This window comes from Candidatus Poriferisodalis sp. (assembly GCF_965203655.1).
Lineage (GTDB): Bacteria > Actinomycetota > Acidimicrobiia > Acidimicrobiales > Poriferisodalaceae > Poriferisodalis.
The window spans coordinates 44,061-69,697 of the sequence record NZ_CBDBDD010000002.1; the positions used below are offsets into that span (position 1 = coordinate 44,061).

Below are 25,637 nucleotides of genomic sequence, written 5' to 3' on the forward strand. Positions count from 1 at the left end.
CCATCGAGGCACCACGGTGATCGTCTGCTGCGGCGAGGCGCTGGTGGATGTCTTGGGCGGCGACGAGCCCGTCTCGGTGCCTGGCGGCGGGCCGATGAACACGGCGATCGCCGCGGCCCGGTTAGGTGCGCCGAGCGCGTTCGTCGGCCGGGTGTCGACCGATGCCGACGGCGAGCTCATCTGGCAGCACCTCGAGCACAACCGGGTCGACCTGCGGGCAGCCGAACGAGGTCCCGAACCCACGGCACGCGCCATCATCAGCCTCACACCGAGCCCGACCTTCCGATTCGAGGGAACCGACACCGCCGACACCGCGCTCGGATCGGCCGACCTGTCGCCGTTCGGCCCCGGCCCCCACATCGTGCACGGCGGGACGCTCGGCATGTTCCGCGGGCGCACGGCCGAGGTATTGGCCCGGCTCGCGGAACGTCACGACGGCATCGTCTCGCTGGATCCCAACGTCCGACCGGCAGTCATCTCGGACTGGCAGCGCTGGGACCACCTCCATCAGCGGTGGCTGCAGGCCGCCGACCTCTACCGCGCTTCCAACGAGGACATCGAGTGGATCTGGCCCGGGCGCTCCGCCGAGAATTGCGCCGCCCAACTGCTCGACGGGCGAGCCGTCGCAGTGATCATCACCCGTGGCGCCGAGGGCGCGACGGTGTACACCGCCGCTGGCGCCACCGATGTGGCTGCGCCCGCCGTTGACGTCGTCGACTCGGTCGGCGCGGGAGACGCCTTCGTCGGATCCGTGCTGGCGTCTGTGTGGGATCTTCTGGACGGCAACCGGGACACCCTCGCTGCGATCAGCCTCGCCGACTGGCATGCAATCGCCAAGCGTGCAGCCGCTGCCTCAGCGATCACCTGCACACGCACCGGCGCCGATCCACCCACTGCCGCCGAGTTGGATACCGCGCTCGCGAAGTAGCTCAGGCGACCTGCGCCATCGCCTCGCTGTGAATGAAGTGGAAGTAGCCGTCATCAGTGTCGGCCCACGCACGCCATGCGGCCGCGATGTCCTCGAGTTCGGCGGTGGTGGCGTAGCCGTACTCCACGGCTTGGGCTGCGAAGCTGCTCTTGAGACTGCGCTCGGCCCATGAGTAGCCCCAGTTGCGCCGTGTCTCTGGCGTGAAGAACTGCCACACCGAGGCCGACATCTGCACCTGGGCCAGCCCAGCGCGGCAGAACCACGAGAAGAGGTGCCGACCGGCATCGGGCTCGGCGCCGTTGTGCCGGCAGACCTGTCGATACACCTCGCGCCAGCGCGTGATGCCCTCGCTGGCGGGAAAGCCACGCATGGTCGAGTAGTCGGAGTCGCGCACCGCCACCCAGCCGCCGGCGCGCACGACACGAGCCATCTCGCGGATCGCCCCGACGGGATCCGACAGGTGCTGCAGCACCTGGTGGGCGTAGGCCACATCGAAGCTGCCGTCGTCGTAGGGCAGCTCGTACACCGACTGCTTGGCGAGGGTCACGTTGCCGACACCTGCCTCGGCGACGGTGGCCTCGGCGGTGGCCAGGATGTCGTCGCCCACCTCGATGCCGGTGACGTGGCCGCGTGACGCCCAGCGTGCCAGCCCGACGGTGATCGAGGCCGGGCCGCAGCCGACATCGAGGATGCGAGCGTCCGGCTCAATGACATGGCGCGCGAACGCGGCGCAGTCCTCGGCGGTGCGCTGCGCATGCTGGTTGACCACCGTTGCGTGGTGGCCGTGGGTGTAGACGTCGCCGCCGGTCACGGGCGGCAGCGTAACGAGCACACGCTCCGGGTCCCGCGGGCTGCTTAGCGGGAACTTGCCGTACATGCATGTGTGGTGCGTCCGCGATGGACCAGCTTCAGCGCAGGCTGTGAGACAATTTGGCCGGTGACCGAGGGGTCAGTGACCGCGCAGGGCCGAACCCGTCCGCTCGCTCGCGAGTTGCCGACACCCGACTACTACAGCTACCCGTGGTCGGCGCTCGCCACGGCGTCGCTCACCGCGCACGGCACCGCTGAACTGACTTGGCCCGACGGGACAGTGCTCGAATGCCACCCGATGTGGCTGCGTGAGAACGCGCCCGGTCCCGGAGGCATCGACCCGGTCACCCGTGAATGCGATCTGGACCCAGCCCACCTGGCCGGCAACCTGTCCATCAGTCGACTGGACGTGGCCGACGGTGCGCTCGAGGTGACGTTCGAACCCGAGCAGCGCGACGCCTCCTATCACCCCGGATGGCTGCGCCACGTCGCCGAACAGCGCCATAGACCATTCGCGGACATTCCCGAGCCGGTGGCGTGGACGGCCGCGGACCGCTCCGAGCCGGCGACGCACGACGGTCCCGCCGCGCTGGACGACGACAGTGCGCTGGCCGGCGTACTCTGCGATCTCGCCCGTTACGGCCTCGTGCGTCTGGCGGGCTGCGGCACCGACCCCGGCACCGTTGCGAAGCTGGCGTGCCGCATCGGTGCGATACGCGACTCCAACTTCGGCCTGACGTGGCACGTCGACGTCGACATCACGCCGACCACGCTGGCCAATACCGGGCAGCGGCTCGGACCCCACACCGATCTGCCGACCCGGGAGGTCCCCCCGGGGCTGCAGCTGCTGCACTGCGTGGAGAACAGCGTCGAGGGCGGATGGTCGACCATGGCAGACGGGCTGGCCATCGCCGAGCACCTGCGAGCGCACGAGCCCGAAGCGTTCGAAGCGCTTACCACGCTGGAGTGGGTGTTCTTCAACCGATCGCCCGAGCACGATCACCGCTGGCAGGGTCCCGTCATCGACACCGGCGATGGCAGGATTCCCTACACCTACCGGGCGTTCCACCCGGTGAGGGCGTTCGGGGCGATGGCCGTCGACGACATGGACCGGGCCTATGCGGCGATGCGCCTGCTCAGCACCACCGCCGGGTCGGATCGGTTCGGTATGCGCTACCCGTTCCGTCCCGGCGACATCGTGGTGTTCGACAACCGGCGGGTGCTCCACGGGCGGGACGGCTTCGAGCCGCATGCCGGCACCCGCCGGCGGCTCATCGGCGCCTACATGGACACCGACGAGTTCTACTCGCGGCTGCGTGTGCTGATGCGCCGCCGTGCTGGGCTACTGCACACCGGTCAAGCCGGTGCCGGAAAGAAGGACCCCGCTGATGCCTGACGTCTTCATCACCTGCGCTGTCACCGGGGCGGGTGACACGGTGGGCAAGTCCGACAAGGTGCCCTACACGCCCGCCGACATCGCCCAGAACGTGATCGACGCCGCCGATGCAGGCGCTGCGATCTGCCATGTGCATGTGCGCGACCCGATCACCGGCGACGCAGGCCGCGACGTCGACTGCTACCGCGAGGTGGTCGAGCGGGTGCGGGCATCGAGCACCGATGTCGTGCTGAACCTCACGGCCGGTATGGGCGGCGACTTCGTGATCGGCTCGGTGGAGCAGCCGCTGCCGCCCGATCCGGTGCGATCCGACATGGCCGGCGCCACCGAGCGCCTCGCCCACGTCCGCGAGCTGCTGCCGGAGATCTGCACGCTCGACTGCGGCACGATGAACTTCGGCGAGGGCAACTACGTGGCCACCAACACCCACGACACGCTCATGGAGATGGCCCGCCAGATCCAGGCGCTGGGCGTGCGGCCCGAAATCGAGGCCTTCGATACCGGCCAGCTCTGGGAGGCCAGATCGCTGGTGGAGGCCGGGGTCATCGAAGCGCCGGTGATGGTGCAGCTCTGCATGGGCATCCGCTGGGGCGCCCCGCCGGACCTGAACACGTTCATGGCGATGGTCAACAACGTGCCCGACGACTGGACGTTCTCGGCGTTCGCGCTGGGGCGCGACCAGTTGCCGTACGTGGCCCTGGCAGCGGTTGCGGGCGGCAACGCCCGGGTCGGGCTCGAAGACAACCTGTATCTCGAGCGGGGCCGCCTGGCCAGCAACGCCGACCTGACGGCTCGTGCCCGGCAGATCCTCGAAGCTATGAACTACCGGGTCATCGGCCCCGAAGAAGTCCGCGACAAGCTCGAACTGAAGCGGCCTTGACCGACCCATCCTCCATCGGCCATGCGGGCGGGGCCGATAGCGGACTGCCCGCCCGCGTGTGCGTGGTCGGTGCTGGGGTGATCGGCGCGGCGTGGGCTGCACGCTGGGCGCTGTGCGGCGTCGACGTGGCAGTCCACGACCTCTCGCCGACAACCGCCCAGCGTGTGGAGGCAACGCTGCACGCGGCCAAGGTCGCCTGGGAACGCTTGGGCCTGCGCGAGATGGCGGCTCTCGGCGAGGTCACGTGCGCCGGCGGCGTCCGCGACGCCTTGGGTGACGCCATTCTGGTGCACGAGTGCGTGCCCGAGCGCTTGGAGGTCAAGCAGTCCGTCTACGCAGAGGTCGAAACCGCTGCTGCGCCCGATGCCGTGATCGCGTCGTCCACGTCGGGCATCCGACCCAGCGAGCTGCAGGCTGACATGCGCCACCCCGAACGCCTCGTCGTGGCGCATCCGTTCAATCCCGTGTACCTGCTGCCGCTCGTCGAGGTCGTAGCTGGCAGCGATACCTCCGAGCATGCAGTCCAGAGGGCGATGGGCTGGTTGACCGCCGCGGGCATGTCGCCGCTGCGGGTGCGCTCCGAGATCGACGGCTTCGTGGCCGACCGCCTGATGGAGGCTCTGTGGCGGGAGGCGCTGTGGCTGGTGCACGACGGCGTCGCCACCGTCGCCGAGATCGATGACGCCATGCGCCTCGGCTTCGGGCTGCGCTGGGCGCAGATGGGCGTCTTTGGGACCTACGCCACGGCCGGCGGCGAGGGCGGTTTCCGGCACTTCATCGAGCACTTCGGCCCGACGCTCAACCAGCCGTGGACCAAGCTCACCGACGTGCCGGAACTGACCCCGGAGTTCATCGCCACGCTGATCGCCCAGTCCGACGAGCAGTCACGCGATCAATCGATCGAAGAACTCTGCGCGGCACGAGACCGCAACCTCGTCGACCTGCTGCTGGCGCTAGAAGCCAACGACTGGGGCGCCGGCCGCAGCTTGGCTGTCTTGCGTGAGCGGTTCGCCGGCCGGCAATCCGACCAGAGCTGAGGGACGCGCCGCGGCGGCCCGGGCGCGTTCGCGCGGTTATTCCTCGATCAGCACCGCGTACTCGGGGCAGTTGGCAGCAGCAAGGCGAGCCTTGTCCTCCATGCCTGCGGGCACCTCGCCGTCGCCGGCCGCAGTGGCGTAGCCGTAGTCGTCCACATCGAAGAGTTCCGGCGCCAGCGAGTAGCAGCGGTTGTGGCCCTGGCACTTGTCGGTATCCACACTGATCCGCACGAGCATTCCTTCCTGCAGGCCGCTGGGGCCAAGTATTGGCGGGGCGCGGCGGTGCCCCTGTGGGCCAGAAGCTAGCGCGGCTGTGCGCCGTGCCCGGCGTGTGAAGCGTCATGCAATTCCGGCAGCGAGCCAATCTGCGCCGTAGCCTTGCGATGTCTGCGCCCGCATACGCCAAGGGGATGCCATGTCCGACGCCAACGCCCGACTTGCCGCACTTCGAGCCAAGCGCACAGGCGCTCCAGCCGCCGCGGCGGCGACCAACGGCGCCGAGGAAGACCCCACCAAGGTCTGGCACAAGACGGCCTGCGTGCTGTGCTCCAACAACTGCGGCATCGAGGTGCGGCTCGACGGTCGCAAGATCACGCGGGTACGCGGCGACAAGGAGCACCCCGCCTCGAAGGGCTACACCTGCGAGAAGGCCCTGCGGATCGACTACTACCAGAACGGGCGCGACCGCATCAGCAGCCCGCTGCGTCGCAGGGACGACGGCACCTTCGAAGAGGTGTCGTGGGACGTTGCCATCGCCGAGGTCGCCGAGCGTCTGACCGGCATCCGTGACTCGGTCGGCGGCGACAAGATCCTGTACTACGGCGGCGGCGGGCAGGGCAACCACTTCCCCGGTGCGTACGCCCGCGGCGTGCTGCAGACGCTGGGCGTCAAGTACCGCTCGAATGCGCTCGCCCAGGAGAAGACCGGCATGTTCTGGGCGCAGGGCAAGATGTTCGGCCGCCAGAACCTCGGCGCCATGGGCGACTTCGAGCACACCGACTGCGCGGTGTTCATCGGCAAGAACCCCTGGCAGAGCCATGGTTTCCCCGAGTCGCGCAACGAGCTCAACAAGATCCGCAACGACGACGAGCGCAAGCTCGTGGTGATGGACCCGCGGGTGTCCGAGACCGCAGCGATGGCCGATCACCACCTGCGCGTCCGCCCCGGCACCGATGCGTGGGCGTTGGCCGCGCTGCTGGCGATCATGGTCGAGGAGGGGCTGACCGACGAGCAGTTCCTCGCGGAGCAGTGCACCGGCTGGGACGAGCTGCGCGACCTGATTTCGGGCGCCGACATCGCCGACTGTGCTCGCAAGTGCGGCATCGACGAGGCCGAGCTGCGTGCGGCGGCACGCACGATGGGCACCGCCAAGTCGCTGTCCACCGAGGAAGACCTCGGCATCGAGATGGCGCCCCACTCCACACTGAACAGCTGGCTGCAGCGGCTGCTGTACCTGGTGACCGGCAACTTCGCCAAGCCGGGCGGCATGAACCTGCCGCTGCGGCTCGCTCCCATCTGCGGCCACTCTGGCGAGGGCGAGACCGACCCCGTCACCGGCAACGCCATGCTCTCGGGCCTCGTCGCCTGCGCGGCGATCCCCGACTGCATCGACACCGATCACCCGAACCGCTTCCGGGGAATGATCGTGGAGTCGGCGAACCCGCTGCACACGCTGCCGGATTCGAAGCGGTTCCGTGAGGCCTTCGCCAAGCTGGAGTGCCTGGTGGTGATCGACGTTGCGATGACCGAAACGGCTCGGGCGGCCGACTACGTGCTGCCGGCCTGCTCGCAGTACGAGAAGCCCGAGGCGACGTTCTTCGCCGGCGAGATGCCTGCGAACTACTTCCAGGTGCGACACCCGATCCTCGAGCCGCTGGGCGAGTCGCTGCCCGAGGCCGAGATCCACAGCCGGCTGGTGGCTGCGATGGGCGGTCGCCCCGCGGGCACCGATGGGCTGGCCGATGCGGCCCAGCAGGGTCGTGATGCCTTCATCGAGGCGCTGGGACAGGCGTCGACCACTGATCCCGACGTGGGGGCCAAGCTGCCGGTGGTGCTGTACGACTCGCTGGGTCCGACGCTGGGCAACATGGCGCCCGCGGCGATCATGTTCGGCTCTGCCATGCAGGCTTCGATGCGCTATCCCGACGAGGTGCGGGCCGCTGGCGTCGAGGGCGAAGGGCTGGAACTGGCCAGCAACCTGTTCGACAAGCTCGTCGACTCGCCGTCGGGAATGATCTACAGCGTCAGCGAGTACTCCCAGACCTGGGACCGCATCGCACACCCCGACGGCAAGATCCACCTGTACATCGAGGAGCTCGAAGACGAGTTCCGGTCGCTGGCCGACGAGGAGCCGGCCATCGGCCAGGACCGCTTCCCGTTCGTGCTCTCAGCGGGCGAGCGCCGGTCGTCCAACGCCAACGATGTGATCCGTGATCCCGCGTGGCGCAAGAAGGACAAGGCGGGCTCGCTGCGGATCAATCCCGACGACGCCACCACGCTCGGCGTCGTGGACGGGGACCGGGTGAGGATCGTTTCCAAGCGGGGCGAAGCCGAAGCACCCGCGGAGGTCACCGACACGGTCATGGCCGGCCACGTGACACTCCCCCACGGGTTCGGCACCGAGTATCCCGACGAGGACGGCGAGCACAAGATCCACGGCGTGGCCGTCAACGAGCTCACCGACATCGAAGACCGTGACTGGCTCTCACTCACCCCCCACCACAAGCACGTCCGGGTAGCCCTAGAACCCGTCGCCGGCTGAACCACCGCCGCTTCATTGCGAGGGCCATCACAGCCGCTCGACGAACTCGTCCGACGAGTCGGGCCTTCGAGCTAGGCGATGTCGGCGGCGAAGAGAACTACGACATCGCTACCCCAAGACAGACCTGCCAGTTCGGTCATTTCGCGCATGAGCCGCTGATGGTCCTTCGCTGACCAATGAACATGCAGGTACCACTCGGGATACTGCGGAATCTGTCGGTAGTACTTGCTGCGATCCGTTTGCAAGACGGGATCAGAGGCTCTGACCGCTCGAGGATTCTTCATGCCCGGCTTGGCGCGTGCTGCCAGTTCATTCAGCAGGCCGCCATTCCAGCTCTCCAGCTCCGACGCAAGTAGCAGGTGAACCCGTACGAACTCGAGTACCTCGTGCTCTCTACCCCGAATCCGAATGCCACTCAATTTGCCGGACCCCGGTGTCGGCTTGGGAGGTGCGCCATCTGGAGACGGCTTGCCGGGCGTGTGGCCGGCCGACTGCTTGAGCCATCTCGTCACTGTGGCTTTCATCCCCGACGTCAAGTTTGCAGGGGCAGCTTGCAACCACTTGGCCACATCGCCCTGTTGTGCCGTCACCGGGACTATGGCTGCCAGCATGCGCAGGAATTCCTCGGCATCTCGCGTACCAGGACGAGAGCCGACATTCTCCTCCACCCTTTCGATTAGCAGATCCCGCAGAATCTCATCCGGTCCGCGGAGCAATTCCTCCCAGGCGGAATCCAGACCACCCTTACCGATCTCGCGATGTTTGACCTGCTCCAAGCGCGCCTCTGCGGCCTTGCGGGCAGCCCCGGACAGCACCTCACTTCGCTCAAGGAATGTTCGGAGATCTCTCGCCACACCACAAAACTCACTTGACTCGGTCAACTTGCAGCGCGTGAACCGACGTTCAACTGGTTCGCCCTCCGCCATGCTCAGGTACAAGTCCCATGTGTCGCCATCAGTGAGGACCAACAGCGGCACACCCTTGTTGTTCGCGTAGCGAAACAGCTGATCCTCCGCCTTGGGACTGAGCACACCTGGTCGCTTCACTTCGACAAAGACCAGCGGCTTGCCGAGAGGACCGATGAGTGCTTCGTCAACCCGACCGTTGTCGACCGGATACTCCATTTGCCACTGTCGAGGATCGGCGTCATCCCAACCCAGTTCACGCAGAATTGGCCGGACTACGGATGCCTGCACAGCCGCCTCGCTCACCACGAGACCGGAGGCAAGCGCGTCTCGCGCCTTCGCGAGTGCATCTTCCAGCCCGCTTGAGCTCACTGCTCGATCCTCCCAGCACGCCGACAATCGCTCGGCATCGGGAAAGATCGTAGATCAGGCTTGATCTGTCTCGACCATGTTGAACTGCATCATCTCGCGAACGTTACGGGCGGATTGAGAGAACTCCCGGCGTTCGGCTCGCCGTCTCGGCCCAGTCTCGGGTCTCGGTGCAGATCCAGCCCATGACTTCCAGCAGGTGCTGATGCTCACGGGCGAGGTCCCAGCGGTGGATGGGTTCGTGGTGCGCAATCCGGTTACGCAGAGCGTGAAGGCACCGCATTCGGCGCGCTACATCGATGCGGACCTGGCGAGCATCGTTGCCGGAAGGATGCCCGGGAAACACCGCTACAAGGCAAGGCACCCACATCGACGTGTGATACGGGGCCTCGCACAGGAAGCGCCAGAATCCAGAGTTCAGTTCGGCGATCACACGGCCATGTGCCTCGCCGCGGCGCCCGTCACGCGTGGCGCGTTGCCGAGCAGCTTGGATATCGGTTCGTGCGCGCGAGGTGCGCCGACTGGGGAACAAGTGCGACTGCCGATACCAAGGTGCGTGCCAGGCCTCGACTGCGCCATGACGGACGAGCGCCTGGTCGACGGTGTTGCGAAACACGACTTCAAGCCGCCCGAGGTCCTCGTAGAGCGCCGCTGCCGCTCCGAGGTTCCAGTCGTATAGCGCAATGGCTGCTTGGGGCGTCGCCAGCGACTGCACTCAGGTACGAGCCGAGCCGACCACGTGTGAGGCGATCGGCGAGGAGGTCGGCGTCTGGCGTTGACATGTAAGCCGGGGAGCGTATGGTCGTCTGCGAAGACCCCGGAACCGTCCCTGCTACGGCAAACGGCCGGGGTTACGCCTTTTCGCAGGCAGTTCTCGCCCTATCGCTCTCGGCGAGCCAATGCCGGCCGTGAAACGCCAATAGCGTGATCCGTGATCACGAGTGGCGCAAGAAGGACAAGGCTCGCTGCGGATCAACCCCGAGGGGACGGCGAGCACAAGATCCACGGAGTGGCCGTCAACGAGCTCTCCGACATCGACGACCGCGAATGGCTCTTACTCACCCCGCGCCACAAGCACGTCCGGGTAGCCCTAGAACCCGCCACCGGCTGAGCCGGTGCTTGCCACTCTGTCGTCAATCAAACGGCACCGCTGTTACCGGCTGATCGGGGCTCAAGCGGACCCGCGGCGTATGAGCCGTACGCCTTCGTCGACGTCCCAAGGCAGGCCCGATATCTGGGCCATGACCCTCATCCTCCGAGCCTGCTCATCCGTCTTGAGGTTCACGTAGATCCACCACTCGGGAAACCCGTCGACTGGCCGGTACCGCCTCTCACTGACTTGGCGCCGCAGCGAGTCGTCCAGCATGTCGTCTCGCACCGCAGCCGTTCCCTTGTACGCGGCAGGGGCAGCTTCGTCGCGGTATCGCTCCATGAAGTCTGTGTTCCGCCGCTGCAATGCGCCCGCCAGCAAGGCCATTGCCGCTTGCCCGTTTCCGGTGTCGTATCGAACGTCGCCGACCACCAACCCGACGATCCGACCCGTCCCGACTGCAGCGTCCTGCCCAGCAGTGAGTCCCGGCTGCGCTTGATCGGCTGCCGCTGCTGTGTTCATCGAATGGGCGGCAGGCGGGTGGATGCCACTTGCAGCTGCGACAGTGGCACCAGCCTGACGACGCAGAAAGTCCTCTGCATCCCTTGGCTCGGGCCGAGCACCGACGTCTACTTCCACCTTCTCGATCAGCATGTCTCGGAGCATTTCGTCCGGTTCTGCCAGCAACGCTGCCCATGCCGGTACAAGCCCACCTTTACCGATCTTTCGGTCCTTGATCTGTTTCAAGCGCGCACTGGCCGCATCGTGGGCGGCTCCAGCTGTCACCGCGGTCCGACCGACGAACGCTCTCAAGTCGTCGGCAACTCTGCCGAGGTCGCTCGACTCGGTCAAGGTGTGGTGAGCAAATCGCCGTTCAGTCGGTTCGCCCGCCGCCATGCTCAGGTACAAGTCCCATGTGTCTCCGTCTGTGAGCACGAGAATCGGTACGCCCTTGTTGGCCGCATAGCGGAACAACTGGTCTTCTGCCTTGACGCTGAGGTTGCCCTGTCTCTTGGCTTCTACGAAGACGTGTGCCGAACCGCCTGATCCGAAGAGTGCATCGTCCACCCTGCCATTGTCGACCGGGTATTCGACGAGCCACTGTGTCGGGTCGGCGGGATCCCAGCCCAAGGCCTGCAGCAGCGGCGAAATCACCGCAGCACGAACCTGTGCCTCGTTCTGAAGCACTCGAGAACTCAGCACCTCGCGTGATCTCGCGAGTGCGTCTTGAAGCCCGCTTGAGCTCACTGCCCGATCCTCCCAGCACACCGACAATCGCTCGGCATCGCGGGAGATGGTAGATCAGGCGTGATCTATCTCGATCATGTCGAACTACACCATCTCGCGAGCATCACGGGCGGCTTGCGGACATTTTCGGCGCTTGGTTCACCATCTAGTCCCATCAGAACCAGTCGAGGCACTCAACCAGCGCATCTACGAGGTCCTGCTTGCTTCGCCTGCCTGGCTGGACCTGCAGACGCTTCGCGAATTGTCGAAGTTCCGCCATTGACATGGCTTCGAGATACGTCTGCTCATCGTCGTGTTCCTCGGCGGCTTCACGGATCTCGTTGGCAGCAGTCGCCCAACCGTCGTAGGTGCGCTGTGCAGCCAGCACGAATTCAACGATCTGGCTCGAATCACCCGACGCCGGGTCGGACTCTGCGGGCTCGTCCAGCTCCCACTCCTCAGTCCACCATTCGACGACATCGGACATCTCCTCCGGCGATAGGTGTTCGAGTTCGTCCTCGGTGTAGTCCGTTCGGGGCAGGTCGTCTGGGAACAACTCATCGTATGTGTACGGCCGCAGTGAGGTTGGCGTCGGGTCGCCGTCCAGCACCACAAGTACGCCCTGTTCGCGAAGAAAGTCGGTGAGCTCAGCAGCCGGGGGCCGTTTACCGATGTCTCGCTCGACCCTGTCGGCTAACGGCGACCGCAGAGACTTGTCGCCCGCTTCCAGCAACGCCAGCCACGCGGTCGCCATGTCGCGTCGCCTCTTGCCGCGTGCCGTCTCTCGCTTCAACCGCGCACGGGCGGCACGTAAGGAGTCACCTCGGAGCATGGCGTCCCGGCTGAGATACGTACGGAGATCCGAAGCCGCTTGCTCGACAGCGAAGGACTCAGTCAGCGTCAGCCGCAGAAAGCGACGCTCTGCCGGTGGTCCAGCAGCCCGGCGGAGGTAGAAGTCCCACGTCTCGCCGTCGGTGAGCAGCAGGATCGGCACTTCTCGATGCCTCGCGTAGCGAAAGATCTGCCGCACTGCCTTGTAGTGGCGGGTCGCATCTTGCAGATGACCTTGCTTCTTGGCCTCGACGAAAACCAACGGGTTGCCAAACTCGTCGAGGAGCGCTTCGTCGACCCGTCCGTAGTCAGTCTTGAACTCGGCTCGTAGATGCGAAGAATCAGCGTCGTCCCATCCCAAGCTGCGCAAGATGGGGCGCACAACCTTGACTTGCACGTTCGTCTCGAGCCCCAGATTTCCGGGCGACAACTCCGTGCGCGCTTTGGCAAGTACGTCTTCCAACCCCACTGATCCTCCCGGAATTCCGCCGACCCGACGGCACCTCGGAGGATCGTAGATCAGGTCACGCTTGGTTATGCCCTGACGCATGGAGACAACCGTCGTGACTCTGTCACACCCCCCTCGTACGGTCGTTCCCATGTTGAGGGACGGCGCCGAGACCACTGCGGGGCACAACAACGAACTCGCCCTAGGCGAGCTGCCGACAGCCGTGCCACCCAGCGGTGCCAGGTCCGGCTCAGGGTGCAAGAGCCCGCCTCTCGGAACCACGCTCGCCGCCGCTCAACCACTCGACGACTCCGAGACCGACCCAGGTCGCGAGGGTGCTCTCGCTGTTGCCGCACCCTCCACCGCTGCCGCCTCTGGTGAGGCCGGGCCGGGTTCTGGGGCTGCGGGGGCGTCAGGTGGTGTTTGGGTGGACGCGGTCGATGTTGCCGGGCTGTGCGGGCCCGGTCTGCGTGCGCGGCTGGGCGAGATCGCTCGGGCCGAGTCGCGGCTCGCCGCGATGAAAGCCGACACGCTCGGCGAGATCGCCCGCCGCAGCGGCGACGGCGCCGCCGCCCACGCCGCGACCCACGAGATGGCGGTGTCGGGTCGCAAGGCACGCGGCGAGGTCCGCGACGCGGTGCGGCTCGGCGATTTGGATGTGACACGGGCCGGGCTTGCTGAGGGGTCGGTGCCGGTGGGTCATGCGCAGCTGATCGCCCGCGCGGCCGGCGATGCTCCGGTTGACGAGGCGATGCTGGCCGCACTGGCACAGCGGGAGGGCTATGACGAGTTCCGCCGCACCGTCGCCCGCCACGTCGCCGATGTCAGCTGCGACGACGGCGCATCAGTGCTCGAACGACAGCGCCAGGCACGCACCGGCACGATTCTGACCCGTCACAGCGACGGCATGACCGTCGTGCACCTCGAAGTCGACCCGCTCACCGGCGCACGCCTGGGGACGGTGATCGCGGCTGCTAAGCGGCGGCTGTTCCGCAACGAGGGCCGCGCCGAGCGGCGCACTCCCCCGCAACGCACCGCAGACGCCATCACCGAGCTCATGTTGGACCCCGATGCGAAGCGTCCTGCGGGGGCGTCGCTGATCGTGGTCGCCGACTACGACACCCTCAACCGCCAGCTCGTCAACGGCCGGCTGGCTGACGGCACCCCGATCCCGATCAGCGAGATCGCCAAGATCGCCGTCGATGCCCAAGTACTGCCCACGATCTTCGAAGTCGCTACCGGTGATCTGCGCATGGGACGCGCCAGCCGCACCGCCACCGACATGCAACGTGCTGCGCTCGCACTCAGGGACAAGGGCTGCGTGGGGTGCGGCATCCCGCCCGAGCGCTGCCAGCACCACCACATCGAGTTCTGGCAACACGAAGGACGCACCGACTACTGGAACCTCGTCACCGTCTGCGCGGACTGCCACAACGACAAGATCCACCAACAAGGCTTCACCGTCGAATGGAACCCCAACGACGTCCGCTTCGGACTCCAACCGCCTACCACACCACCGAACGGCCAACCACTAGAACAGCCCGCCGGTCAACCCGAACACCGACCGGTAAACCGGACCCGAAGGCAGCCGACAGACGAGCCCATAGGGAGGCGCACTGCTCACCCGAACGGTCAGCGCGGACCTCGAGCACCCCCGCGTTAAGTGCCGCGGGGAAGGCCGCTGCCGGCACGACACTCGACACGCGTCCAGCGCAAGGATCTGCCAGTTCGCCGACTGACAGCCCGGCCGTTGGACGGACCGACAGGCCATACCGACAGCCGGAGCGGGCGCCGAGCATCCTCTTGACTGAACTGATGGGGAACGCTCTCAACGCGCCGCCAAGCGCAGCGCTGCGGTGATCGACCCGGCCCGACGCTGGGACGGCGGCCATAGGGGATGCGGCTTAGCTGGCTGCGGTGAGGGCTGCGTGGTGCTCGCGGACTTGGGCGGGGCGGTGGGCTCGCACGTAGTCGGGCTGCTGAGTGAGTGCCAGGTCCAACAGTTCGAGGCGGTCGGGTGTCTGCAGCCAGGGCACTGGCACGTATAGCGGCAGGTCGAAGCGGCGCAGCTCGCCGAGGCCGCTGTAGATGGCTCGCTGGTACGCCGCCCGTTCGGGCCAGTCCATGTCGTGCGGGCCGAAGCCGACACCGCAGTCGAGCAGGAGCCGCTGTTTCACGCCCGCCTCGCGCAGGCGTTCAATCCGCGAAGCGAACCATTCGACCAGGACCGTCACCGGATCGCCTCGTACGTCACGGACGCTGCGGAAGTCGCGCCCCAGCATGAACGGCAGCACCACGGTGACCTCGCGTTCTGCGGCGAGCTCGATCATCTCGGGTGATTGCAATGCGTCGCCCGCGTTCAGCACGGTTGCGCCGGCGTCGAGGGCTCGGCGCGCCACCTCGGGCTTGCGGGTGTCTATCGCCACTTCGGCGCCCAGCGACAGCAGCCCGCGCAGCGGCCCTTCGACCCGCCGCCACTCGTCGTCGGGGCTGACCTCGTCGCTGCCAGGCGTGGAGCCTTCGCCGCCGAGGTCGAAGTGATCGGCACCCTCGGCCAGCAGCTCGGCCCCCCGGGCGGCAGCTTCACTGCAGCCCTCTACGACAGAGAAGTCGGCCTTCGAATCTGGAGAGGCGTTGACGACGCCGAAGATCTCCACGGCCGCAACCTAGTCACGGCACCGCGATCTCGACCGGCGTCAGCCGTGACCGAGTCTGTGAGGCCGAACGGCGCTACCGCGTACACGCCGCCGCACGCCGAGCGGTGCCGGCGGCTTGGCCGTGCCCAGGCCCTAGGCGAGGTCGGGATGCAGCGAGGCCTCGTCTGATGGCCGGATGCTGATCACGTGACCGACCTGGGGCGGCAGCGGCAGGTGCTGATGTGCCTCCCAGATCTCGCCGAGGCGCCGGTACGGCTCATCGGCCATCAGCCCGACGCGTCGAGTCGGCCCGTCGATGTGCAGTGACATGACTTCGCAGGTCGCCACGAGGTAGTCGTCGAGGGTCTGGGTCATCGTCTGGAAGGCGTGCACTCGCTTGCGGTCGAAGCCGAGCAGCTGGACCGAGATCACGTACGGCTCATCGGGTCCGATCTCTCGCACGTAGGTGATGTGGTTCTCCGCGGAGAACGTCGTGATATCACGCACTTCACGATGTGCGGTGCCCATGCCGATGTAGTCCATCCAGGGTGCGATGGCGTCGTCGAACGCCACCAGGTAATAGCCAGCGTTGAGGTGGCCGTTGTAGTCGATCCACCCCTCCTGCACGGTGCCAGCCAGCACCGGGACAGGAGCTCGGGACACAGCGTCGGTCGGCTGCGGTTCCAGCGGCTCAGCGCTCATGACAGCCCGTTCGCAGAGACGTCCTCATCGGGAACCGGCCAGAACACCTCAGGCGGGGCGACACGCAGCGCGGCAGAACGCGGACCTGACATCGCAGCCACGAGGCCATCGTCCAGCGGCCGCACCCTCGGAGCTGCCGGGACCGTCGGCACTGTCGGGACCGCCGCGGGAGTCGGCGAAGGCGCGGTCGCACCGGCTGTCACTGGCAGTCGCTGCACGGTTCTGGCCGCAGTTCCGGCCGCAGCGCTGGCCGCGACTCCGGCCGTAACCGGAGCGGGCGCTGTGCCCGGCATCCGCACTGGTGCGAGCGGCCGGGGCGCCGCAGCGGCCGCAGCGGCACGCGTTGGCGGCGGCCCGCCAGGCCCGATGTAGGTCGGCAGTGCCAGTGGATGGCGAGTCATCGGCAGGAGTACCAAGACACCCGCCAACGCAATGACACCAACCATCAAGATCGGCACTCCGACGCCGCCGCTCGCGTCGTGCGTGAAGCCCAGCAAGGGCGGGCCGATCAAGGCGCCTGTGCCAGAAAAGAAGAAGAAGATGCCGACCACCGCGCCGATGCTCGCCAAGCCGAACAGGTGAGCGGTGACATCGCCCAGCAGCGCCACGAAGCCGCCATAGGAAACACCGAGCACTGAGGCGAACACCACCAGCAGCACGTACTTGGTGCCGGGCGCATCGACGCGTGTCGTGATGAACCAGATGGTGTACGCCACCGGCAGGCCGCTGAAAGCGATCTTCAGCAGGCGAACCGAACCCAAGGGTCTCGCCAGGCTCGTCAGAGCGAGCCGGCCGACAATGCTCGAGAGCCCGACGGTGAACACCAGCCAACCCGCTGCCAACTCCTCCACACCGTCGTCGATGGAGAACGGGATGATGAGCCCGATCGTGCCGATCACGGCGATCGTGAAGAAGATGCCGGAGGTTCCCATCTGCCAGAACGCCGGCGTCCGCAGCACCAGCGAGAGGTGCCGGCGGGGGCTGCCCGCCTGCACTCGTGGCGGCTGCCTGATGACTGCGAGCCCGAATACGAGGATCACCACCGCGATGACCGCGAGCCAGCGCATGCCGAGGCGCCAGCCGTACTCGGCGAGCAGCCGCTGGGCGAACGGGACGTAGATCATCGTGCCCAGACCCGAACCGGTCGCCACGATGCCCTGAGCCATCGCTCGATGCTTGGCGAACCACAGCGCGACCAGTGCGAACAGCGGCGCATTGAACAGCCCGCCGCCGAATCCGAGCCCGACGCCGTACAGGACGTAGCCGTGCCACAGCACCGACACGTAGGACGTCGCCACCAGCCCGCCGACAAACAGGGCGCCGCCGACGATCAGCAGCGGCACGATGCCGAACCGGTCGTACAGGCGGCCCGACAACAGAGCGCTGCCGAAGTACAGGAACACGGTGATGCCGAACACGATCGAGATCGGGCCCAGGCCGGTGTCGAATTCTTCCGCCATGTCGTTGGCGAAGGCGGTGAAGCTGTAGATGGTGCCGAAGCCGGCCATGACGACGATCGCTGCGCCGCATGCGGTCACCCAGCCGCGCGCCGAGTCCAGATGGACCGGAGAATCGTTGGCCGCGTCCACGGAGGTCACCGGCGCGAGGTTACGGCGCAGCCTCGGACCGAGTCAGGGGCGCGCCTCGCCGTGTCACCTGCTGGTCGCACCGACAGCGCGAGGCCGAGCGAGCACGGCACGCTGGCTGACGCGCGCAACTGGATCCGAAGCAGGCGCTGGCGTGGGCCGCTCAGCCCAGCAGGGACAGGTCGCGCACCGCGCCCCGGTCGGCGCTGGTGGCCATTGCCGCGTAAGCCCGCAGTGCGGTGCTGACCTGGCGTGGGCGCGGCTCGACCGGCTGCCAGCCCGCCGCATCCTGCTCGGCGCGGCGTCGCTCCAGCTCGGCGTCGTCGACAGCGAGGTTGATGGTGCGGTTCGGGATGTCGATCTCGATGATGTCGCCACTGCGCACCAGCCCGATGAGCCCGCCGGAAGCGGCTTCCGGTGAAACATGGCCGATGGACAGGCCCGACGTGCCGCCCGAGAAGCGCCCGTCGGTGACCAGGGCGCACGCCTTGCCGAGGCCCTTCGACTTCAGGTACGACGTGGGATACAGCATCTCCTGCATGCCGGGGCCGCCCCGCGGACCCTCATAGCGCACCACCACGACATCCCCGGCGACCACCTCGCCCTCGAGAATGTGCTCCACCGCCTCGTCTTGACTCTCGACCACATGGGCCGGGCCGGAGAACACCCAGATCGACTCGTCCACCCCGGCCGTCTTCACGACGCAGCCGTCGGGCGCGAGGTTGCCGTACAGGATCGCCAGCCCGCCGTCGGCGGAGTACGCGCTGTCGACCGAGCGGATGCAGCCCCGCTCACGGTCGAGATCCAGCGTGCGGTAGCGCTCCGACTGGCTGAACGCCACCTGCGTCGGGATGCCTGCCGGGCCCGCCCGGAAGAACTCGGCCAGCGACGCATCGTCGTTCGTGGCCACGTCCCAGCGAGAGATGGCGTCGAACATGGTCGCCGAATGCACCGTCGGCACCTGGTTGGCGATCAGGCCCGCCCGGTTCAGCTCGGACATGATCCCCATGACCCCGCCGGCGCGGTGCACGTCCTCGACGTGGAAGAACTCCGACGCCGGCGCCACCTTGCAGATATTCGGCACCTTGCGCGACAGCCTGTCGATGTCGGCCATCGTGAAGTCGAGCTCTGCCTCTTGGGCGGCAGCCAGCAGGTGCAGGATCGTGTTGGTGGACCCGCCCATCGCGATGTCGAGCGTCATGGCGTTCTCGAACGCCTCGAAGCTGCCGATCGAACGCGGCAGCACCGACGCGTCGTCCTCCTGGTAGTAGCGGCGGCACAGCTCAACCACCAGCCGGCCGGCCTCGAGGAACAGCTCACGGCGGTCCGAATGGGTGGCCACCACGGTTCCGTTGCCGGGCAGCGACAGGCCCAGAGCCTCGGTCAGGCAGTTCATGGAGTTGGCCGTGAACATGCCCGAGCACGATCCGCACGTGGGGCAGCCCGACCGCTCCATCTCGGCGACGTCCTCGTCGCTGACCGAATCGTCTGCAGCGACGACCATCACGTTGATGAGGTCGACCTTCTGGGTGGCCAGCTTGGTCTTGCCGGCTTCCATGGGACCGCCAGAAACGAACACCGTCGGAATATTCAGCCGCATCGCGGCGTTAAGCATCCCCGGGGTGATCTTGTCGCAGTTGGAGATGCACACCAGCGCATCGGCGCAGTGCGCATTCACCATGTACTCGACAGCGTCAGCGATGAGGTCGCGCGACGGCAGGCTGTAGAGCATCCCGTCGTGGCCCATGGCGATGCCGTCGTCGACGGCGATGGTGTTGAACTCTTTCGCCACTCCCCCGGCGGCCTCGATCTCGCGGGCGACGAGCTGGCCAAGGTCCTTCAGATGGACATGGCCGGGCACGAACTGGGTGAACGAATTGGAGATGGCGATGATCGGCTTGCCGAAGTCCTCGTCGGTCATGCCGGTGGCACGCCACAAGGCTCGAGCCCCGGCCTGATTTCGGCCTGCTGTAGAGGTGACAGATCGGTAGCTCGGCATACGTTCAGCCTACGCGTCCGCCCCGGATTCTCATAGCCCGTCTGGGCAGTAGCCTGCTCGACCCGTGGCCCCGAACGACACTGCAGCCGACGATGCTGCGGATGATGCATCCGAGGACGCACCCAGCGATGCAACCGATGAGGCCGCGCCCCGGGACACGATCCTCATCCGAGTGACCGGCCCCGACGGCCCGGGCATCACCACCGACCTGCTGGCACTGCTCTCGGGTGCCGGCGCCGACGTGCAGGACATGGAGCAGGTCGTCGTGCGCCGCCAGCTCACGCTCGGGCTCGCGATCACGGTTCCCGCAGGCCGAGACCTGGTCAAAGAGGTGCTGCTGTTCGGCTACGAGCGGGGCTTGGAGATGAACTTCGAGGTCGTCGACGCCACGCCGACCAAGCATGCGGAGCGCCTCGTGGTCACCGCTCTGGCGCCCGAGCTCAAGCCAGCGGACCTGTCGGTCGTGACCGGGGCGATTGCCACCAGCGGCGGGAACATCGACCGCATCCACCGTCTGTCGCGCTTCCCGGTGTGGAGCTACGAGTTCCTGGTCGAGGGCGCGGAGGGCGACAAGCTGCGCACCGACCTGATCGAGGTGGCCGCCGACCGCCGGATCGACATCGCCGTGCAGCCCCACGGCCTGTCACGGCGCTCGACCCGCATGATCGTGATGGACGTCGACTCGACGCTGATCCGCGACGAGGTGATCGACCTGCTGGCCGCCGAAGCCGGCCACGAGGCCCGGTCGGCTGAGCTGACCGCCGCCGCCATGGCCGGCGAGATTGACTTCGAGACATCGCTGCGCAAGCGGGTGAGGCTGCTGACCGGCCAGCCCGTCTCGATCATCGACACGGCCATCGTGCACATGAATCTCACGCGGGGCGCCCGCACTTTCGCCCGCACCCTGAAGCGGCTGGGCTACAAGGTGGCGATCATCTCCGGCGGCTTCACGCACTTCACCGATCACCTGGCGAAGCGGTTCAAGTTCGATCACGCCTACGCGAACGAACTCGAGATCCGCGACGGCCGGCTGACCGGCGAGCTGGTCGGCGAGGTGATCGACGCCGAGGCCAAGGCCCGGCTGCTGCGCCAGCTCGCCTACATCGAGGGCGTGCCGCTGGAGCAGATCGTGGCGGTGGGCGACGGTGCCAACGATCTCCCCATGCTGACAGCGGCGGGGCTGGGCATCGCCTTCAACGCCAAGCCGGTGGTGGCCGACGCGGCAGACACCACCGTGAACGTGCCGTACCTCGACGCGATCCTGTTCATGCTGGGCGTCACACGCGAAGAAGTCGAAGCCGCCGACGCCTCGGCGACGCCGCTGGGCGCCGAACGGCCGCTGTCCGCGCTGCTGCCCTGATCCCCGGCCGGCTGATGGGCTGGCTGGCTGGCCGGCAAACTCCCAGGCCGCCTGTCCAGACTTGGGCGCCTCGCGCAGGTAACTTCGGCCTCATGGCCGAGGTGACGATTTACCACAACCCGCATTGAAACTCTTCCCGGAATGCCTTGGCGGTCGCCGAGGAAGCTGGAGTGGAGGCCGATGTCGTCCTCTACATGAAGACGCCGCCCGATCGGGAGACGCTCGAACACTTGGTGTCGATACTCGAGGACCCCGTCGAAGACCTAGTGCGCAAGGACTCGCAATTCAAGAAGCTGAACCTGAACGCCGACGACTACGTCGACAATCCCGGCGCAGTGGTGGAGCTGCTGAGCCAGCGCAAGGCGCTCATGCAGCGCCCGGTGGTCGTACGCGGCAACCGCGCCATCGTCGGACGTCCGAAGGGTCGCATCGCCGAGCTCCTGGCCGACTGACTGACACGCACAGGTTGATGACTGACGCCAACGGCGGCGTACGCGAGCCCGACATCGATCCAGACACCGGCGGCGTACGCACCCCGCTGCTCGACCTGCACACCGAACTCGGCGGGCGGATGGTCAACTTCGGCGGCTATGCGCTTCCCATGCGCTACGGCGACGGCACCGTGGCCGAGCATCGCGCCACCCGCACCGCGGCCGGACTGTTCGACGTCAGCCACATGGGCATCATCGAGGTCCGGCCCGCCGACGGCATGGGCGTGGCGGAAGCCGCCGCGTGGCTCGAATACTCGGTGCCAGGGTCGATCGTCAATCTGGCGCCGGGCCGGATGCGCTACACGCTGTTCACCACGGATGCGGGCGGGGTGCTCGACGATCTCATCGTGTCGAATCTCGGCGACCGCCTGCGACTGGTGGTGAACGCCGTTCGCACCGAGGCCGACCTGGCTGCGCTCGCTGCGCGGCTCGACGACCGCAAAGTGCGCATCGAGCAGCAATCCGGCCTCGCGCTGGTGGCGCTGCAAGGGCCCGCGGCGGCTGGTGTACTGGCCCGCTGGGCACCGGCAGCCACAGAGCTGGCGTTCATGTCCACCGCCACGCTGTCGATCGACGGCGTCGAGTGCGAGGTGTCGCGCTGCGGGTACACCGGCGAGGACGGGTTCGAAGTCTCCATTCCGGCGAGCGAGGCGACGCATGTCGCACGGCTGCTGCTGAGCGCTGATGGCGTGGTCCCCGCAGGGCTCGGCGCACGCGACACGCTGCGACTCGAGGCGGGCCTGCCGCTGGTCGGCCACGAGCTCACCGAGGCGACGACCCCGGCCGAGGCCGGACTGGGCTGGTCGATCCCCAAGCGCCGGCGCGCCGAGGCCGGCTTCCCCGGTGCGGAGATCATCACCGAGCAGCTGCGTGACGGGCCGCCGCGCCAGCGGGTCGGCATCGCAGCCGACGGCCGCCGGCCCATTCGCGACGGCGCCGTGCTGGCCGCCTGCGACGGCGCCAGCGTCGGCATGGTCACCAGCGGCGGCTTCGGCCCTACTGTCGAAGCGCCGATCGCCATGGCCTACGTCGAAGCCGACTTCGCGACTGACGGCACTGAGCTGCTGGCCGAGGGCCGCAAGGGCCCCGAGCCGTGCCGGGTCGCCCCGCTGCCGTTCGTGGAACATCGCTACCGGCGGCCGTCGTGATGATCGCCGTGACCATGAACGAGACCGCACGAAGCCCCTTGCACGGAGGCATGGCGTATGAGTGAACCCCCGGTACCTACGAGCGCGGAAGGGGCATTTGCCGCACGTCACATCGGCCTGGGGCCCGACGACGTTGCCGTCATGCTCAAGCGGCTCGGATTCGGCTCGCTCGCCGAACTCGTGGATGCCGCCGTGCCAGCCGAGATCCGCATCGACGAGCCGATCGTGCTCGACGGCATCGACCGGCCGCTCAGCGAGACGGAAGCCACCGTGGCGATGCGCTGGCTGGCGAATGCCAACACGCAGGTGCACTCGTTGATCGGGCTGGGCTACTACGGCACGCTGACGCCCGCAGTCATCCGGCGGGGCGTGCTGGAGGACCCGTCGTGGTACACGGCGTACACGCCGTACCAGCCCGAGATCTCCCAGGGGCGGCTCGAGGCGCTGCTCAACTACCAGACGATGGTGTGCGATCTGGTGGGCATGGAGATCGCCAACTCGTCGCTGTTGTGCGAGGGCACCGCCGCTGCCGAGGCGATGGCCATGGCCCGGCGCATCACGCGCAGCGGGCCGGACTGCTTCTTCGTGGACGCCGACTGCCATCCCCAGGTCATCGACGTGGTGCGCACCCGTGCCAGGCCGATCGGCATCGACATCGTCGTGGGCGACCCGGCGACCGATCTGGCGCCGGCCGAGGTGTACGGCGCATTGCTGGCCTATCCCGGCAGCAGCGGCGCCGTCCGCAACCTTCAGCCCGTGATCGAAGCTCTGCACGGGACGGGTGCGATTGCGGCCGTCACCGCGGATCTGCTGGCGTGCTGCGTGCTGCGGCCGCCCGGCGAGCAGGGCGCCGACATCGTGGTGGGCAGCTCGCAGCGCTTCGGTGTGCCGCTGGGCTTCGGCGGTCCGCATGCGGCATTCCTGGCAACCAGCGAGAAGCACCGCCGCTCGATGCCGGGACGGCTCGTAGGCGTCTCAGTGGACGCCGCCGGCAGGACCGCGTACCGCCTGGCGTTGCAGACCCGTGAGCAGCACATTCGGCGCGAGAAGGCCACCAGCAACATCTGTACCGCGCAGGTGCTGCTCGCCGTGGTGGCTTCGATGTATGCGGTATGGCACGGTCCCGATGGCTTGGCCGAGATCGCTGGGCGTGTGCACCGGCTGACGGCAGGACTCGCCGCCGGCCTGCGGGCCATCGGATCGAGCGGCACGCCGCGCGGCGCCTCCGACGGCACGCCAGGTCGACTGTCAGTGCGCAACGACACCCTCTTCGACACGCTGACGGTGGAGGTCCCCGGTGCCGCCGACCTCGTAGTGGACGCTGCGCTCGCGGCAGGATTCAACCTGCACCGTGTCGACGCCGACACAGTCAGCGTCTCTCTGGACGAGACCTGCGACGAAGCGACGGTCGCGCACCTCCTCGATGCGTTCGGGACGACCGCAGACGGCAGGTCAGCCGATGTCGGCACGGTGGCTGAGTTGGCGGCTTCGGCACCGTCGGGCATCGCCGGCGGACTGCGGCGCGCCAGCGAGTACCTCACACACCCCACCTTTCACTCACACCGTTCCGAGACCGAGATGATGCGCTACCTGCGCCGCCTGGCCTCGTTCGACGTGGCGCTGGACCGGTCGATGATCCCGCTGGGCAGCTGCACGATGAAGCTCAATGCCGCGGCGGAGATGACGCCGGTGACATGGCCGCAGTTCGCCGACATCCACCCGTTCGCGCCGAAAGACCAATGGGAGGGCTACCGCCAGATCATCGCCGACCTCGAACGCTGGCTGGCAGCGATCACCGGCTACGACGCCGTGTCGTTGCAGCCCAATGCCGGCTCGCAGGGCGAGCTGGCCGGGCTGCTCGCCATCCGGGGGTACCACGACGGCCGCGGCGACGCCCACCGCACGGTCTGCCTCATCCCCTCCTCCGCGCACGGCACCAACGCCGCGTCGGCCGTGATGGCCGGCATGCGGGTGGTAGTAGTGGGCTGCACCGACGACGGCGACGTGAACCTCGACGACCTCGACGCCAAGATCGCCGAGCACGGCGATCAGCTCGCTGCGTTCATGGCCACCTATCCCTCGACACATGGCGTGTATGAGGACGGCATCCGGCAGGTCTGTCTCAAGGTGCACGAAGCGGGCGGGCAGGTCTATGTGGACGGCGCCAACCTCAACGCTCTTGTCGGCCTCGCTGCGCCGGGCACGTTCGGGGCCGACGTCAGCCATCTCAACCTGCACAAGACGTTCTGCATTCCCCACGGTGGCGGCGGGCCCGGCATCGGGCCGGTGGCGTGCCGGCTGCACTTGGCCGAGTACCTGCCCAACCACCCGCTGGCGCCTGATGCCGGCCCCGAGACTGGCCCGGGCGCGATCTCATCGGCGCCGTGGGGCTCGGCGGGCATCCTGCCGATCCCGTGGATGTACATCGCCATGATGGGCACAGACGGGCTCACCCAAGCCACCCAGACGGCGATCCTGTCGGCCAACTACCTGGCCTCGCGGCTCGGCGAGCACTTCCCGATCCTGTACCAGGGCCGCTACGGGCTGGTCGCGCACGAGTGCATCGTGGACCTGCGGCCGTACTCGGAGTGGGCCAGCGTGGACGACGTGGCCAAGCGGCTCATCGACTTCGGGTTCCACGCCCCGACGATGTCGTTCCCGGTTGCAGGGACGCTGATGATCGAGCCAACCGAGAGCGAGTCGCTGGCGGAGATCGACCGGTTCTGCGATGCGATGGCGGCGATCCGGTCCGAGATCGACAAGGTTGCGGGGGGCGAATGGCCTGCCGACGACAACCCGCTCGCTAACGCTCCCCACACGGCCATCGACGTGCTGGCCGACGACTGGGAGCACCCCTACTCGCGCACCGAGGCCGCCTACCCGGAAGGCACCGGCGTGGCGACGCAGGTTGCCGACAAGTACTGGCCGCCGGTCAGCCGCATCGACGGTGCCTACGGCGACCGCAACCTCATGTGCGCCTGCCCCGACCCCCGCGCCTTTGAGACCGACTGACGTTCTCGTGCGCGCCTAGCG

General features: G+C 67.5%; 19 protein-coding genes and 1 pseudogene. 10 read left to right on the forward strand and 10 right to left on the reverse strand.

Translation table 11 applies throughout. The features are described from left to right. Window positions 1-16: 16 nt before the first annotated feature. Window positions 17-928 (forward strand): carbohydrate kinase family protein, encoded by a 912-nt coding sequence (locus ACOGW9_RS00660; RefSeq protein ID WP_419907403.1) that lies wholly within the window; start codon window positions 17-19, stop codon window positions 926-928. A 1-nt stretch (window position 929) separates the two neighbouring features. Here ACOGW9_RS00660 and ACOGW9_RS00665 read toward each other — a convergent pair whose 3' ends face one another. Next, window positions 930-1,739: a class I SAM-dependent methyltransferase gene (locus ACOGW9_RS00665; protein WP_419907405.1), complete on the reverse strand. Its 810-nt coding sequence runs from the start codon at window positions 1,737-1,739 to the stop codon at window positions 930-932. Window positions 1,740-1,865: 126 nt separating this feature from the next. Between ACOGW9_RS00665 and ACOGW9_RS00670 the strand changes: the two genes are divergently transcribed. Genes ACOGW9_RS00670 through ACOGW9_RS00680 form a run of 3 tightly spaced genes read left to right on the forward strand, consistent with a single transcriptional unit; the run spans window position 1,866 to window position 5,051 of the window. Continuing rightward, entirely contained in the window at window positions 1,866-3,134 is a 1,269-nt protein-coding gene (locus ACOGW9_RS00670) for a TauD/TfdA family dioxygenase (RefSeq protein WP_419907407.1), read from the forward strand. Beyond that, window positions 3,127-4,014: a 3-keto-5-aminohexanoate cleavage protein gene (locus ACOGW9_RS00675; RefSeq protein ID WP_419907409.1), complete on the forward strand. Its 888-nt coding sequence runs from the start codon at window positions 3,127-3,129 to the stop codon at window positions 4,012-4,014. Before ACOGW9_RS00670 ends, ACOGW9_RS00675 begins: the two co-directional genes overlap by 8 nt. Beyond that, a complete protein-coding gene (locus ACOGW9_RS00680; RefSeq protein WP_419907411.1) occupies window positions 4,011-5,051 on the forward strand; it encodes a 3-hydroxyacyl-CoA dehydrogenase NAD-binding domain-containing protein in 1,041 nt (346 codons plus the stop codon). Before ACOGW9_RS00675 ends, ACOGW9_RS00680 begins: the two co-directional genes overlap by 4 nt. Before the next feature lie 36 nt (window positions 5,052-5,087). Here the strand turns inward: ACOGW9_RS00680 and ACOGW9_RS00685 are convergent, their stop codons facing one another. Continuing rightward, complete coding sequence (locus ACOGW9_RS00685) at window positions 5,088-5,288, reverse strand: ferredoxin (protein WP_419907413.1); 201 nt, start codon at window positions 5,286-5,288, stop codon at window positions 5,088-5,090. 178 nt (window positions 5,289-5,466) lie between these two features. On the opposite strand from ACOGW9_RS00685, the gene ACOGW9_RS00690 reads away from it, so the two are divergent. Then, on the forward strand, window positions 5,467-7,812 hold the full coding sequence (locus ACOGW9_RS00690; RefSeq protein WP_419907415.1) for a molybdopterin-dependent oxidoreductase: 2,346 nt from the start codon (window positions 5,467-5,469) through the stop codon (window positions 7,810-7,812). A gap of 71 nt (window positions 7,813-7,883) precedes the next feature. On the opposite strand, the gene ACOGW9_RS00695 is transcribed toward ACOGW9_RS00690, so the two are convergent. The 4 genes from ACOGW9_RS00695 to ACOGW9_RS00710 all read right to left on the reverse strand — a co-directional run bounded on the left by ACOGW9_RS00695 (window position 7,884) and on the right by ACOGW9_RS00710 (window position 12,697). Then, a complete protein-coding gene (locus tag ACOGW9_RS00695) occupies window positions 7,884-9,089 on the reverse strand; it encodes a hypothetical protein (RefSeq protein WP_419907417.1) in 1,206 nt (401 codons plus the stop codon). 103 nt (window positions 9,090-9,192) lie between these two features. Next, on the reverse strand, window positions 9,193-9,801 hold the full coding sequence (locus ACOGW9_RS00700) for a hypothetical protein (protein ID WP_419907419.1): 609 nt from the start codon (window positions 9,799-9,801) through the stop codon (window positions 9,193-9,195). 456 nt (window positions 9,802-10,257) lie between these two features. Continuing rightward, on the reverse strand, window positions 10,258-11,424 hold the full coding sequence (locus ACOGW9_RS00705) for a hypothetical protein (protein WP_419907421.1): 1,167 nt from the start codon (window positions 11,422-11,424) through the stop codon (window positions 10,258-10,260). A gap of 154 nt (window positions 11,425-11,578) precedes the next feature. Then, complete coding sequence (locus tag ACOGW9_RS00710) at window positions 11,579-12,697, reverse strand: type I restriction endonuclease (RefSeq protein ID WP_419907423.1); 1,119 nt, start codon at window positions 12,695-12,697, stop codon at window positions 11,579-11,581. Between the two features lie 136 nt (window positions 12,698-12,833). On the opposite strand from ACOGW9_RS00710, the gene ACOGW9_RS00715 reads away from it, so the two are divergent. Beyond that, the gene (locus ACOGW9_RS00715; protein WP_419907425.1) at window positions 12,834-14,345 is read left to right on the forward strand and encodes an HNH endonuclease; all 1,512 of its coding nucleotides are present in this window, start codon (window positions 12,834-12,836) and stop codon (window positions 14,343-14,345) included. 241 nt (window positions 14,346-14,586) lie between these two features. Here ACOGW9_RS00715 and ACOGW9_RS00720 read toward each other — a convergent pair whose 3' ends face one another. The 4 genes from ACOGW9_RS00720 to ilvD form a co-directional block, all read right to left on the reverse strand. Further along, window positions 14,587-15,339, reverse strand: coding sequence for a dihydropteroate synthase (locus ACOGW9_RS00720; protein ID WP_419907427.1), 753 nt, complete (start codon window positions 15,337-15,339; stop codon window positions 14,587-14,589). Window positions 15,340-15,471: 132 nt separating this feature from the next. Next, entirely contained in the window at window positions 15,472-16,020 is a 549-nt protein-coding gene (locus ACOGW9_RS00725) for a thioesterase family protein (RefSeq protein ID WP_419907429.1), read from the reverse strand. Beyond that, window positions 16,017-17,618: an MFS transporter gene (locus ACOGW9_RS00730; RefSeq protein ID WP_419907431.1), complete on the reverse strand. Its 1,602-nt coding sequence runs from the start codon at window positions 17,616-17,618 to the stop codon at window positions 16,017-16,019. The genes ACOGW9_RS00725 and ACOGW9_RS00730 overlap by 4 nt, the downstream gene beginning before the upstream one ends. Window positions 17,619-17,769: 151 nt before the next feature. Beyond that, on the reverse strand, window positions 17,770-19,605 hold the full coding sequence (gene ilvD / locus ACOGW9_RS00735; RefSeq protein ID WP_419907433.1) for a dihydroxy-acid dehydratase: 1,836 nt from the start codon (window positions 19,603-19,605) through the stop codon (window positions 17,770-17,772). A 64-nt stretch (window positions 19,606-19,669) separates the two neighbouring features. On the opposite strand from ilvD, the gene serB reads away from it, so the two are divergent. From serB to gcvP, 4 genes and pseudogenes are all read left to right on the forward strand, one after another. Continuing rightward, a complete protein-coding gene (gene serB / locus ACOGW9_RS00740; RefSeq protein WP_419907435.1) occupies window positions 19,670-20,965 on the forward strand; it encodes a phosphoserine phosphatase SerB in 1,296 nt (431 codons plus the stop codon). A gap of 143 nt (window positions 20,966-21,108) precedes the next feature. Then, a pseudogene (locus ACOGW9_RS00745) lies at window positions 21,109-21,417 on the forward strand (ArsC/Spx/MgsR family protein); the annotation flags it as partial. 17 nt (window positions 21,418-21,434) lie between these two features. Continuing rightward, window positions 21,435-22,604 carry a glycine cleavage system aminomethyltransferase GcvT gene (gene gcvT, locus ACOGW9_RS00750; RefSeq protein WP_419907437.1) on the forward strand — a complete coding sequence of 390 codons (1,170 nt, stop codon included), beginning with the start codon at window positions 21,435-21,437 and terminating at the stop codon, window positions 22,602-22,604. A 57-nt stretch (window positions 22,605-22,661) separates the two neighbouring features. Continuing rightward, window positions 22,662-25,616, forward strand: coding sequence for an aminomethyl-transferring glycine dehydrogenase (gene gcvP / locus ACOGW9_RS00755; protein WP_419907439.1), 2,955 nt, complete (start codon window positions 22,662-22,664; stop codon window positions 25,614-25,616). Window positions 25,617-25,637: the final 21 nt, after the last annotated feature.

Coding starts and splice junctions, on each gene's coding strand:
- ACOGW9_RS00675 (WP_419907409.1), top strand. CDS start 3,127: ATGCCTGACGTCTTCATCACCTGCGCTGTCACCGGGGCGGGTGACACG.
- ACOGW9_RS00685 (WP_419907413.1), bottom strand. CDS start 5,288: ATGCTCGTGCGGATCAGTGTGGATACCGACAAGTGCCAGGGCCACAAC.
- ACOGW9_RS00690 (WP_419907415.1), top strand. CDS start 5,467: ATGTCCGACGCCAACGCCCGACTTGCCGCACTTCGAGCCAAGCGCACA.
- ACOGW9_RS00715 (WP_419907425.1), top strand. CDS start 12,834: ATGTTGAGGGACGGCGCCGAGACCACTGCGGGGCACAACAACGAACTC.
- ACOGW9_RS00725 (WP_419907429.1), bottom strand. CDS start 16,020: ATGAGCGCTGAGCCGCTGGAACCGCAGCCGACCGACGCTGTGTCCCGA.
- ilvD (WP_419907433.1), bottom strand. CDS start 19,605: ATGCCGAGCTACCGATCTGTCACCTCTACAGCAGGCCGAAATCAGGCC.
- gcvT (WP_419907437.1), top strand. CDS start 21,435: ATGACTGACGCCAACGGCGGCGTACGCGAGCCCGACATCGATCCAGAC.
- gcvP (WP_419907439.1), top strand. CDS start 22,662: ATGAGTGAACCCCCGGTACCTACGAGCGCGGAAGGGGCATTTGCCGCA.